We start from the raw sequence: 12,289 nt of genomic DNA, 5'->3' as shown, positions 1-12,289 counted from the left end.
AGGGACGAAAATGGCACATGTCGAGTTGAAGAAAGTCGTCAAGCGATACGGCAATGTGGAGGTTGTTCACGGTATAGACCTGGAGATCAAAGACAATGAGTTCATTGTGCTGGTTGGCCCCTCCGGGTGTGGTAAGTCCACTGTGCTGCGCATGGTGGCCGGACTGGAGGAAATCAGCGGCGGAGAAATCCACATTGGCGATCAGGTGGTCAATCAAATGTCGCCGAAAGATCGCAACGTTGCCATGGTCTTTCAGAACTATGCACTGTATCCGCACATGACTGTTCGTGAAAATATGGGGTTCTCCCTGAAAATGCGCAAGCGGTCCAAGGATGACATTCAAGCCAAGGTCAACGAGGCTGCCCGTATTCTTGAACTGGAAAAATATCTGGATAGAAAGCCTTCAGAACTCTCTGGTGGGCAGCGTCAAAGAGTTGCCATGGGACGTGCCATGGTTCGCAAGCCGGATGTTTTCCTTTTTGACGAGCCGTTGTCCAATCTGGATGCCCAGCTCCGCACCCAGATGCGGATGGAATTGCGGAAGATGCATCTCAGGGTGTCCACGACGACCATCTACGTGACGCATGACCAGATAGAAGCGATGACCCTGGCAGATCGTATCGTGATTCTCAAGGATGGGCATATCCAGCAGGTGGGCACGCCCATTGATGTCTTTGAAAAACCAGCCAATGTCTTTGTTGCCAGTTTTATAGGCAATCCTCCCATGAATATTCTCAAGGGGATTTATGAAGTGATCGATGGTCGACGTTGCGTGGTCGCCGGGAAATCAACTTTTCCTTTGGTGGACGGTAAGGCCGAATCCTTGAAACATGGTGACCCGGTGCTGATCGGTATTCGGCCGGATTCCATCAAAATGGGTGATAATATTGACAAGCTACCCAAGGAATGGCTGTGCCAGGGGGAAGTTGTTGTTTCAGAAATTCTCGGTGGGCAGTCTCATTTGGAAATCGTGGTCGATGGCGACAATGAATTGATTGCCGAAGTGGAGGGAAGGATTGTCGCCCATCCTGGTGAGATAGTTCCCATCGGTTTTGAGTTTAACAGAATGGTTCTCTTTGACCCTGAGACAACCAATGCGCTCACTTGATTTTGTGCCATGGTAAGTGGTTATTTTAATATTGTTTTGATTGGCTGTAGGTGTGTTTCACAATACTTAGGAGGTAGTATGAAAACGACCGTTGCGAAGATTCTCATGGCTCTGGTTGCCGTCCTTGTGTTGGCAGCCCCCCAGGCCGTGCAGGCCAAGGAGTTGACTGGCGATCTGGAGATTTTTTCCTGGTGGGCAGGGGATGAAGGTCCAGCCTTGCAGGCCCTGATCGATATTTACAAGAAACAGAATCCCAAGGTGGATGTGATCAATGCCACCGTGACCGGTGGGTCAGGTGTCAATGCCAAGGCTGTTCTGAAAACTCGGATGCTGGGTGGTGAGCCGCCGGATTCCTTTCAGGTCCACTCCGGTCAGGAACTGATCGGTACCTGGGTCAAGGCTGATCGTATGGAAGACCTGACTCCGTTGTTCAATGAGCAGGGATGGATGGATGTTTTTCCCAAAGGGCTGATCAAGCTTATCGGAACCGATAAGGGCATCTGGTCTGTGCCGGTCAATGTTCACCGTTCCAATGTGCTGTGGTACATTCCCGCCAATCTCAAGAAATGGGGTGTGGAAGTTCCCAAAACATGGGATGAATTTTTCGCCATCGCTCCCAAACTCAAGGCGGCAGGAGTCACCCCGCTGGCTCTGGCCCAGAACTGGACTGCCAATCATCTGTGGGAATCCGTTGCCCTGGCTTCCTTGGGTGCGGACAACTGGGATGCTCTGTGGGCCGGAAAGCTGAAGTTTGATTCTCCTGAGGGAGTCAAAGCTTGGGAATTGTTCGGCAAGGTGCTTGAATATACTAACTCCGACGCGACCTCTCTCTCCTGGCAACAGGCGACCGACATGGTTATTGACGGGCGTGCTGCCTTTAACATCATGGGAGACTGGGCCGCCGGTTACATGACGACCACTAAAAAGTTGGTACCGGGTCAAGGGTACGGTTGGGAAGCCTCTCCCGATACCGAGGGCGAATTCCTGTTCCTGGCGGATTCCTTCGGGTTGCCAAAGGGCTCTCCTCACAGGGACAATGCTCTCACATGGTTGAAATTGCTTGGTTCCAAGGAAGGCAGCGACACATTCAATCCGCTCAAGGGGTCTATCTCTGCTCGTACGGATTCCGATTTGAGCAAGTATAATGACTATCTTCAATCTGCGGCTGCTGATTTTGGCAAGGATCGTGTGGTTGGTTCCTTGGCTCATGGCGTTGCCGCCAATGAGACATTCATGGGCGGTTTCGCCTCTGTCATGGAAATGTTCCTGAAAACTAGGAATCCCATGGCGGCTGGCAAGGCGTGCGCTCAATTGGCCAAGAAGTCCGGCATCTAAAACAACACGTTGTCCGCATCGGGAATCATGCGTTTCCGGTGCGGACAGCATAAACGAATGGAGAGTTGTCGCGACTAGTGCAGCGGCAGCGTTAGGTTAGAGAATGCGCGAAGCATCACGAGATAAATACAAAGCCTTTTTGACATTGTTGCCATCCATGATCCTCATAGCCGTTTTTGTTTACGGCTTCATTGGCGATACCATCTGGACATCCATGACGGATTGGGGTGGCTCCGGGTCACTTGCTTTTCATCCACAGAAAAATTTTGTTGGTTTAGATAATTATATTGAGCTGTTTACAGGCTTTCTGGGAAGCGGTTTTCGGCAGGATCTGGTCAATGCCGTCTATTATTCAGTGATGCTTTTGGTCGGAGCCATAGGTCTTGGAATGTTCATTGCCATTCTCCTTGATCAGAAGCCCAAGGGCGAAGATATCCTGCGCACCATTTTTCTTTACCCCATGGCATTGTCATTCATTGTCTCGGGAACCATTTGGAGATGGCTTCTCGCTCCTCAGGGGGGTGTCAATATCCTTCCCACCTATCTGGGACTGGACCCTCTTTCCTTTGACTGGTTGTCAAGCACTGGGGCCATCCTGGAATTCAATTGGCAGAATCTCTTTGCGATTCTTCTTTTTCTGCTCACATTTGTTCTTATTCTTGTGGGTCTGTACAAGCTCAAGGGAAATACGAGCCGTGCGATCAAACGGTGGCTCGTTCCAGGGATTGCCCTAGGTGCCGCAACGTGGCTTTTGGGCGATTTTTTGCCCGACGCTCTCTTCATGGAAGAGACTCACGGGTTCAATATGGCGACACTTGGTATTATCATGGCGACCATATGGCAGTATTCCGGGTACACCATGGCACTCTACCTAGCTGGGTTCAACGGAATTTCTCAAGATTTACGGGATGCGGCCATGCTCGATGGCGCAAGTGAAGTTGGTTATTACTGCCATGTCGCCATTCCGATGCTCAAACCGATTACTATCAGTGCGGTTATTATTCTGTCACATATCTCGCTGAAAATGTTTGATTTGATCTTTGCCATGACTGGCCCGGATAACGCGGAGACAGGTCATCCCGCGCTCAATATGTATTTGACAACCTTCAGGGCCAACGACTTTGCCGCAGGTGCCGCCATAGCTATCGTTCTTTTTCTGGTGGCAGCCACCTTCATAGTGCCGTACCTGGTCAGCCAATATCGTCATAGAAGGAGAGGCTAACCATGAAACGTGCCATGACTCCCGGTTCCTTTTTACTGTACGGAACTCTCGCTGTTCTCGCCCTTCTTTTTCTCATGCCAGCCTATATGGCCTTGGTGACAGCACTCAAAATGCCGGCAGAGATCAATCTTCCAACGGCCTGGGAGCTTCCGTCTGTGCTCAATTGGGGAAGTTTTTCCCAGGCGATTTCGTTGCTCAAACCGAGTTTTGTCAATTCAGTCATTCTCACTATCTGTGCCACGGCCGGGTCCACTCTACTCGGTTCTCTGAATGGATATGTCTTTTCCAAGTGGAAATTCAAGGGAAGTGAAATCGTTTTTACCCTGTTCCTTTTCGGCATGTTTATTCCATATCAGGTCATCCTGATCCCGTTGTTTCAGACCCTGCGCGCTATGAATCTGTATGGCGGGTTGCCGGGGTTGATTCTGGCACATATCGTGTATGGACTGCCGATCACATCATTGATCTTTCGTAATTTCTATTCGCAGATTCCGACTGCGCTCATCGAATCCGGGCGTCTTGACGGGGCCGGATTCTTTTCCATCTATACACGGATCGTCTTTCCTCTTTCGATTCCCGGTTTTGTCGTCACATCGCTGTGGCAGTTTACACAAATCTGGAATGAATTCCTTTGGGGTATCTGTTTGACCCGTCATGCTGATAATCCGATCACGGTCGGGCTGGCTCAGCTGGCCGGGGGACAGGCTGTGAGTTGGAATCTCCCCATGGCAGGGTCGATTATGGCCGCTGTTCCGGTCCTGTGTATTTACATCTTCCTTGGAAGATATTTTATACGCGGATTGCTTGCAGGATCAGTCAAGGAATAGAAAGGGATTCTCTGCGCAGAGTGGCATTGAGGAGTGTGCGCAGAAGGATTGATGCGCGTCATGTGCTTTGAATTGTGCGTTGGGAAATACCTTTTCAGGAACTGTTGCCGCAGAAAAGTTTAGATACCGCTTGGATCGACAAAGTAGGTTATCTTTGTCCTGGGTGACAGGTAGTCCAGAACTTCCTGTGGAAGGTGCGCGAGCCTGATGGATTTTTCCACTCGCAGGTCGGCTTCATCGGCGAGATCCACGATCAATGCTTCCTTTTTGGGTACTTCTTCATCGTAAAGGACCACGCTGGGGTTGAGCTGATTTTTGGGATTGACCGACATCACCATCCCGATGGATCCGTTTGATAATTCGACAACTGTTCCGGGGGGGTAGACCCCAAGACAGCGAATAAAGAGAGCGAGTATCTCGACATCGAAAAGTTGTTTTTGCTGGCCGAACATATATGACAGGGCGAGATATGGTGTGAGGGAATCATCCGGGATATGAGCGTTGGTATGGTTGTCATAGGCATCTGCTATGGCGACAATGCGGCTCATCCTGTTGATAGCCTCTCCCATCAGTCGGGCAGGTGAACCAGAGCCATCCATGCGCTCATGGTGATGAGCGACAATCAGTGGAACTTCTGAGGGGAAAATATCTATTTCGGTCAACATGGCTGCACCGGCGAGGGCATGTTGCTCAATGAGTTTCTTTTCCGATTTGGTTAATATCCCTTTTTTTCGGAGAAGCTTTTTCGGAATATGCGCCTTGCCAATGTCATGAAAAAGTGCCCCCAAGCCAAGCGCCATCATTTCTTCGGCATCAAAGCCAGCTTCCTTGCCAACCATGAGTGACAGGACTGCCACGTTCATGGGGTGAGAATAAGCTGCCTCGGCATGATCAACCACATTCATGAGGTGGAGTGTGGACTCCCGATCTTCCAGGAAATAGGTAGAGAGTCGTTCAACAAAAGCGATGGCTTCTTTGATGGAATGCACATTGCCACCAAGCACTCCGGTCATGATGTTGTCAAAAGTTTTGATGCAAGTGGTAAAGTGTTCTTCGCACTCGGCTATACGCTGTTTTTTAGCGCGTAAACGCCGGGTCCGCTCTCTCTTGATCTCCCATAAGTGATCAATGATTTCCTGGGGAAGTTGCCGTCTTGCGACAGTCTTATCCTTGTCTCCTTCAGCAGGGCGTAATGGGAGAATGTCACTCTTTTCCGGAATACAAAAGACTTGGGTCATTCCAAGGTTTCGGAGCAGTGCTATCTGATCTTCATCTTTAACCTTGAATTGGTTGAAGAGAAACGGGTGATCAAACCAACTGGTCTTGTCCAAGCGGATGAAGACACCGATTCGCAATTGGTCCACTGAAACCCTATATTCCGGCATATCTGTTTTCACCATATACCGACATCTCCTACAACATTGTTGCATAACACTCAATACAGAGTAAAAACGGGAAGAATCCAGCTGTGAAACTTGCATGATTCGAGAAGAATAAAACACATAGCTGAGGCTTGAATCGCTCTTTGTTTTGTATAGAGAAACACAGGGAATATTGAGGAGAGGTGAGAGAGTCTCTGTAAGTATCAAATTATGATAATGGAGTTGATACTTGTAAAAAAATATAAAGTATTGTATTCTGTAAAATTTTTCTTTGTATTGTGAATGGTTAAAAATGGTGGGCTTAAAATTCGCCCAAAGGTGGCGTTGCCAAGTCGCCACAAATGATTTACCTCTGAATCTCTATAGAGACATCCTTAATTTTTTACTGATATTCTTAGCCCTTCGGGAGATGTGGAAGATGGTTGTTGAAAAAGCTGTTCCCAGGACTGGCTATAAGGTAATAGCCATTGTTGCGCTCTTTTTATGTATGGCAGGACTGGTTGCATTTAAGGCAGGGCTTTGGGGGGCGCGCAGCGCCATGAGTGACACCCTGACAGGGGTGGTTGCGGTTAAGGGCACGATCAAGGTCTCCGAACTTGGACTGACAGAAAATGAAGTCAAGAAGATCAACAGGACTGTCAAATCGCATAGAAATACTTTTACACAAGTTGCCGTCTTCCTCGATAGAAAGTCAGGAAGTGGGCAACTTGATGGGAAGTCGGTCCTTGTCATGGCCATGGTCCTGGAGACGGATGGAAACTGTGAGGTTCGTTCTTGGAGTCGAAAGGTTCCAAGGAGCGATCTGGTGCCGCAAATGGTCCTATATATGGACAAGGCCGCCAAGGAATTTGAGCAGTTCAAAAAGTATCCTGATGTGCAACAAAGTTTTAAATGTCTCTATATATAGTCGGTTGATAAATTGAGTCAGCCAATATAGGGTCTGAGTAAAAGCTCGGACCCTTTTTTTATGAGCAGGTTTGTTCTGGTAGACTGTGATTGTCAGAGTTAGTTGTTTCCTCATTTCTGATGTGAGGATGTGGCATGGGAGCAGAGCACTTTGGCGAAAAAGCAGACAAATAATACGAAGCGGACACTCGTAATCGCAGTCATGTTGCTGATTGCAGTTGCTGCCGTTGTTGCCTTTCAGACCAATCTGGTGGGGCTGACCTTTCCTTCCTCTCAACCAACATATGATACGCAGATCATTGAAAGTGTTTCGGTGAAGGGTGCTGTGAGTGTGAAAGCGCTCAGGCTTTCACCAAAAGAGATGAGAAATATCAATTTCATGGCCATCAAGAATCAGGATATATTCCCGGCCATGGATGTGACCGTGAACATGCAGGATCAGTTCGCACCCGTGGTGGTGGAGCGGGGCACTGGGCTGGAACTGACAATGGTTTTTAAGACTGATGAGACATGCGAAGTGCGTTTCTGGACTCGCAAAGTCACTCGGGCAGGATTGGTGCCACTCATGATTCGATCGATGAAAAAAGCTGCGGCTGAATATCTTCACTATAGAGATTTGCCAGAGAAAGGGGCCAGCTTCAAGCGTCTATATATTTGAGCCTCAAAAGTGATTGCCTTTGAGTTTTCCCGTTGATTGCGAAGCTCTATTCTTCTCGCTCCATATCTTCCAGCAATATTTCGAGTGCGTTGACTGATATCCGTATTTCCATAAAGGAAATACCCAGGGACAGAATGAGAAAGATCAGGCTGATGCCGAATAATATTTCGCCTTCCAATTCCCATGTCTGGAAAAGGCAAACCATGGAAAATATGCAGCTCAGCATGGACATGACACCAAATCCCTGCATTCGGCGTATCATGTGAACGCGGATTCGCAGGTTTTCGATCTGCTTTCGGATGGATTCATCCGGTTCGATCCTGTACTGATCATGCAAGGCTCTGATGCGTCCTCCCAGTGAGAGAAAACGGTTTGTAAAGGCGAGCATGAAAAGTGAGATCGCCGGGAAGAGAAGCGCTGGTGTGGTGACGGAAATTTGCATAGCCTATTCCTTGTATGGGGACTTGCCTGGGTTCATCTCGGTGGGGCGGTGAAAACTTCAATGGTCGGACGAGCGACAGGAACATGGTCGTCAGTGTCCAGATCACTCTTGACCGTGCGTTTGTAGATCTCACGTTGCCCAGCCAAAGAATAGAGTTGAACACTCACTGAGGTCAATCGGCAATTTCTGAAATGTGTCACTATATCAGTCTGAATATCCAGCTGAAAACTTTCTTGTCTGGAGGGTTCGTAAGCAGGTTGTCATGGAGGCTTTGCCTATGGAAGACTGGGTGAAATATTCTTTAGCATTTCTGGTGGATGAGCTTCCGGAGCCTCTTTGCTTAGCCATCAAGAGCGTTCCCAGCAGGTTGCATGCATGCTCTTAACTCTCAATTCGGTGATGCTGACTACCAAAGCCCCTCCCAGTCGGCTAGGTTATATGTTTGACAGCGGTAGGTTCTGATAATGCGATGATTAACTAAATGATCACATATGGGGAGTGGGATGAATAAAATACGTGTGATTTTGGCTCTAGTCTTTGTTTGCCTGCTTCCAGACGTAAGCTTGCCTCAGGCGTGCGAGGTCGATCTCTCTTGTGATAATGCACAAGTAATGCATGTGGGCACGGGGAGAGAACATCTACCAAATGGCAAAGTCTAATCTCATTATAGCATTCTGGTTTTGGTGGACGCGGCAAAGAGTGGCTTGAAGAAGATGTATGCAAATTGGCCACAGAATACTCTTGCGGTCCGTTTTGGGGGCAGTGTCCTTGAAATATTGAAAAACGCCACAACGCCTGCAGGGGATTGGTTTGGAATTGAACGCACCACTTCAGCAGAGGCATTGGATATCGCTGTGGGGATGGCTTCAGATAAGGTAAAACCGCATTTACAATAAAAAACGATTGTCTACAGAGAGATAAAACCGCTCCTGATTATTTCTATTTTCAAGAATACCAGAAGCGGTTTCAGTTCTCAACTTTATTACTTGCTAAAGAACTTTTATTACTCACTTAAAAACTTTATTACTCACCCACAAAAAATGTGGGCGAACAATAAAGTTGTTTACAGCATTGCCCCAAAAACTCTGAATCCGCCCATTAAAAAGAAGATGAATTAGCATCTTAGTTGTTAATACTCCCTCAGGAGGGTGCAAACAAATGATAAAATCGAAATAATAAAGTCGTTAACAGGTTCGTCTTAAGGTTGCCTTAGTAATATCGTCTCGATGCAATAAGTTGTGTATTAGTTCAGGTATTTCTGAGTCCTAGACTTGAATGGGGCGACTTGCTACTTCAAAACAGAACCTTTGTGAACAGTTTGGTGTTACACTCCACTTTTTTTGCTGTAATAGGTTGATATGTGATGACAAATAAGAAAAGCGGAAAATACTATACTCCAGCAAGTCTCGCCAGGTGGATATCGCAAAGGGTGGTGGGCCTGACATTCCCAGGTGATCAAGTTCGAGTGCTTGAGCCTAGTTGCGGCGACGGTGTCTTTTTTCGAGCACTAGCGGGTTTGAAGAGCCGTAATTAATTGGCAGTCGATGGGGTTGAGATTGATTGCGATGCCCTTTCCATTGCGCATCAGAGCATGCCATCTTCTAAGCTTTTTAATGAAGATTTTCTCGCATGGGATGCTCCCCACTCATACGATATCATCCTCGGGAATCCCCCTTACATAAGTAAGACGAATTTGGCGTCGGATCAGGCTGCTGCTTGTAAGAAAATCCATGTAGAAGCAGGGTTGGTCAATAAAGAGATATCAAATATCTGGACAGCTTTTGTTGTGAAAGCTGCCCAGTTGTTGACCCCTCATGGCGTGATGGCCTTCGTGATTCCAACAGAGTTGTTGCAAGTAAAGTACGCTCAAGAAATCAGATCGTATCTGCTTCAGAGTTTTAATCGCGTAGAGATTATCTCATTTAGGAAACTTGCCTTTGAGACTTTAGAACAAGACACAGTTATTCTGATTGCTCATAAGGAGGCAACAGAAGAGGGATTTTATTTTACAGAAGTAGACTCTATTGAGGAGCTTAGTTCAGCTGAAGTTCAATTAACTAAACATGAAGGTGCTGAAACTGCCAAATGGACATCGTTTATCCTTAGTTCTGAAGAACTTGGATTGGTTAAACGATTGACAGAGGCCTGCAGACCAATTTCATCTTACTGCACTTCTGTAGCTGGGATAGTAACTGCGGCGAATAATTTTTTTATTGTATCACAGGGTACTGTTGAGCAGTACGATCTAGGTGGATATGTCAAGCCTGTCATTCAAAAAGGCATGTTTGTGAATGGTTCAGTTAGATATACAGACGTAAATCACGAATAGCTAGTAGCGAACGAGAAGCCTCGTTATTTATTGGACTTAAATGGTGTAGATGCTGATAGTTTTACTGAAGGGCTGTTGGAATATTTAGCGTTTGGAGAGTTGAAGGGGATTCCTGGTCGTTATAAGTGTACACTTCGAGAGAGATGGTATTGGAGTTGCCCTCGCTAAATCGGACACTCGGCGGTTGCCAATGAGCGGATGAATTCGCGGGGAGATTGCATCCGCAGTCCCTTGTGGGGATGCCTTTCGTTGTAATCCTCGAACCAGTCGGCCAATTGAGCGAAGAGCGTCCTCGCATCGGGCCGGTCATGCACGTAGGCATAATCGCGTTTGAAGGTTTTCACAAATGACTCGGCCATGCCGTTGCTCTCCGGGCTGCGTACCGGCGTAAAACAACTTTCCAGCCCCAGCCAGGCGGCGAACTCAACGGTCTCCTTTGCCGTGTAGCAGGAGCCGTTGTCCGACAGCCATTGCACCTTGTGCGGCGCACGGCTCGCGCCGAATCGTTTCTCCACGCATTCGAGCATCAGATCCCGGATCATCTCGCCAGATTTTCTCCCAAATCATCGCCTTTGATGGCGATATTCACCCGGCTGAGGTGTGGAGTAGATAGTGAGGAGCTATATCAAAGAACAAAAAAAGGCCCACTAAAGCAGGCCGTTTTCTGTAATCATGGGGTGACCTGATTAGACTTCATGATTTCTATTTAATACCGAATTTTGATTCAACGATATATCTTCCGTTTAATTCTTCTTTAAGTCTCAAAAATAATTCTTTCCCTTCTAGCTTGAATGCCTCTTGTAATAGCACATTAGCCTCGTTTGAGGAAAAACCAGAATCCGGTGGGTAGTTCTCATTGAAAGTAACATGGTAAACATCGTTCCAAATGGTAATATCTTTTTTTAAAGAATCACTTATATTCATATTCTCAATAGCCACAGTGTCCAAATCTCCATCTTCATCAATTATCCAAATAGGCGAGCAACCATATTCCAATGCAAGTCTTATTCTTTTTATCATATTAATTATTTAAGCCCTTTAGGGTTAGCGCCAACGACAAAACCGTTATTGCCAACAGTTATTGCAACACGCTGTCTTTTACCTTTATAAACAAGTTCGTAAATAGGTCTACCGCTTCCTTGTCCCTGATAGCCAACCACGTTGTTTTTCTCTAGGGCTTGTTGAAGGAAATCTGGAATTTCGTCTTTAGAAATACCTTTTCTCCAAAAGTCCTGCTTGTGTTCTTCAAGTATATGAGCGAGCCCCCCATTTGAGCTTCCTTTCTCAAGGAATGCAATCTTATCATCAGGCATTTTGTGGGTGAAAAGTACATCCTCATGAGTATACTTAACTCCTAAGCTTTTCATTTCTTCAAGATGTTCAGCATGAACCTGTGTTGCAATATCGACAGCCCCACTTGTCGAGCCATCCGGCTTTCCACCAGAAGAATTCCCGTGAGAACCTCCAGAAGAACTCCCACCAGAGGAGCTGCCACCGGAATTCGGAATATCCGTATCGCCCTTTTTCTTGGCGAGAATTTTATTCAGCTCGTCGCTATTTTTAAGGCCATCGAAATTAAAGTTGTCCAGATCAGCTTTCAGGTCCGGGAATTTTGAATGAAGCGTACTTCGAAGCTCGCCGATGGCATCGTCTGAATGTTCGATAATCCACTTGACTGCTTTGTCTGGAAGCAGGTCGATGATCACGTCGAGCTTGCCAGCCTTGATGGCTCCCTTGAGCGCGACATAGCTGCCGGGGAGTATGCTGCCGACAGTGGTTTCGATACCCATGCCGATCAGGAAACCCAGCATGATCTCGTTTTGTTTTTCGACATCCCCTGTAATGACGGCTTCGCCAAATTCCACGGCATCGGCAGCCATGAGGATCTTGTCTGCCACTTCCAAAAGAATTGGTATGGCGATCCAGAAGGCATTGTTCTTAGCAGCATTATCTGCCACATCGGCCGCAGTGTTGACATCGCCGCCAGCAGCGGCCGCAACAAGACCAGCTGCAAGCTTTGAAACGTCGACACCGGCATCCATCCACTGATGAACTTTGGTGGGGTCTATATCCCCTGCTC

Annotated in this window: 13 protein-coding genes and 1 pseudogene; 8 read left to right on the top strand and 6 right to left on the bottom strand. The window is 47.3% G+C overall.

What is annotated here, in order from left to right; all coding sequences use genetic code 11:
- Positions 1–10 precede the first annotated feature (10 nt).
- The 4 genes from BN4_RS07745 (at position 11) to BN4_RS07730 (ending at position 4,492) form a co-directional block, all read left to right on the top strand.
- Complete coding sequence (locus BN4_RS07745) at positions 11–1,108, top strand: ABC transporter ATP-binding protein (RefSeq protein WP_015414826.1); 1,098 nt, start codon at positions 11–13, stop codon at positions 1,106–1,108.
- A gap of 78 nt (positions 1,109–1,186) precedes the next feature.
- Positions 1,187–2,443 (top strand): ABC transporter substrate-binding protein, encoded by a 1,257-nt coding sequence (locus BN4_RS07740; protein WP_015414825.1) that lies wholly within the window; start codon positions 1,187–1,189, stop codon positions 2,441–2,443.
- A gap of 103 nt (positions 2,444–2,546) precedes the next feature.
- The gene (locus BN4_RS07735) at positions 2,547–3,665 is read left to right on the top strand and encodes a carbohydrate ABC transporter permease (RefSeq protein ID WP_015414824.1); all 1,119 of its coding nucleotides are present in this window, start codon (positions 2,547–2,549) and stop codon (positions 3,663–3,665) included.
- A 2-nt stretch (positions 3,666–3,667) separates the two neighbouring features.
- A complete protein-coding gene (locus tag BN4_RS07730) occupies positions 3,668–4,492 on the top strand; it encodes a carbohydrate ABC transporter permease (RefSeq protein WP_015414823.1) in 825 nt (274 codons plus the stop codon).
- A 119-nt stretch (positions 4,493–4,611) separates the two neighbouring features.
- Here the strand turns inward: BN4_RS07730 and BN4_RS07725 are convergent, their stop codons facing one another.
- Positions 4,612–5,892 carry an HD-GYP domain-containing protein gene (locus BN4_RS07725; RefSeq protein WP_015414822.1) on the bottom strand — a complete coding sequence of 427 codons (1,281 nt, stop codon included), beginning with the start codon at positions 5,890–5,892 and terminating at the stop codon, positions 4,612–4,614.
- Between the two features lie 400 nt (positions 5,893–6,292).
- Here BN4_RS07725 and BN4_RS07720 point away from each other — a divergent pair, with 400 nt between their 5' ends.
- The gene (locus tag BN4_RS07720; protein ID WP_015414821.1) at positions 6,293–6,781 is read left to right on the top strand and encodes a hypothetical protein; all 489 of its coding nucleotides are present in this window, start codon (positions 6,293–6,295) and stop codon (positions 6,779–6,781) included.
- Positions 6,782–6,931: 150 nt separating this feature from the next.
- Positions 6,932–7,438, top strand: a complete 507-nt coding sequence (locus BN4_RS07715; protein ID WP_015414820.1) for a hypothetical protein — start codon at positions 6,932–6,934, stop codon at positions 7,436–7,438.
- Between the two features lie 46 nt (positions 7,439–7,484).
- Here BN4_RS07715 and BN4_RS07710 read toward each other — a convergent pair whose 3' ends face one another.
- Both BN4_RS07710 and BN4_RS18130 read right to left on the bottom strand, forming a co-directional pair.
- The gene (locus tag BN4_RS07710) at positions 7,485–7,880 is read right to left on the bottom strand and encodes a DUF2721 domain-containing protein (protein ID WP_015414819.1); all 396 of its coding nucleotides are present in this window, start codon (positions 7,878–7,880) and stop codon (positions 7,485–7,487) included.
- Positions 7,881–7,912: 32 nt separating this feature from the next.
- The gene (locus tag BN4_RS18130; RefSeq protein ID WP_015414818.1) at positions 7,913–8,080 is read right to left on the bottom strand and encodes a hypothetical protein; all 168 of its coding nucleotides are present in this window, start codon (positions 8,078–8,080) and stop codon (positions 7,913–7,915) included.
- Positions 8,081–8,584: 504 nt separating this feature from the next.
- On the opposite strand from BN4_RS18130, the gene BN4_RS07705 reads away from it, so the two are divergent.
- The gene (locus BN4_RS07705; RefSeq protein ID WP_157871310.1) at positions 8,585–8,776 is read left to right on the top strand and encodes a hypothetical protein; all 192 of its coding nucleotides are present in this window, start codon (positions 8,585–8,587) and stop codon (positions 8,774–8,776) included.
- Between the two features lie 638 nt (positions 8,777–9,414).
- The gene (locus tag BN4_RS07700) at positions 9,415–10,209 is read left to right on the top strand and encodes an Eco57I restriction-modification methylase domain-containing protein (RefSeq protein ID WP_015414814.1); all 795 of its coding nucleotides are present in this window, start codon (positions 9,415–9,417) and stop codon (positions 10,207–10,209) included.
- A 164-nt stretch (positions 10,210–10,373) separates the two neighbouring features.
- Here the strand turns inward: BN4_RS07700 and BN4_RS07695 are convergent.
- From BN4_RS07695 to BN4_RS17965, 3 genes and pseudogenes are all read right to left on the bottom strand, one after another.
- Positions 10,374–10,760 (bottom strand): annotated as a pseudogene (locus BN4_RS07695) (integrase core domain-containing protein); the annotation flags it as partial.
- 151 nt (positions 10,761–10,911) lie between these two features.
- Entirely contained in the window at positions 10,912–11,229 is a 318-nt protein-coding gene (locus tag BN4_RS07690; protein WP_015414812.1) for a hypothetical protein, read from the bottom strand.
- 5 nt (positions 11,230–11,234) lie between these two features.
- Positions 11,235–12,251: a VENN motif pre-toxin domain-containing protein gene (locus BN4_RS17965; RefSeq protein WP_407635868.1), complete on the bottom strand. Its 1,017-nt coding sequence runs from the start codon at positions 12,249–12,251 to the stop codon at positions 11,235–11,237.
- Positions 12,252–12,289: the final 38 nt, after the last annotated feature.

It is taken from the genome of Pseudodesulfovibrio piezophilus C1TLV30, assembly GCF_000341895.1.
In the GTDB taxonomy this organism is placed as follows: Bacteria; Desulfobacterota; Desulfovibrionia; order Desulfovibrionales; family Desulfovibrionaceae; genus Pseudodesulfovibrio; species Pseudodesulfovibrio piezophilus.
This window is presented reverse-complemented; position numbering and strand designations above follow the sequence as displayed.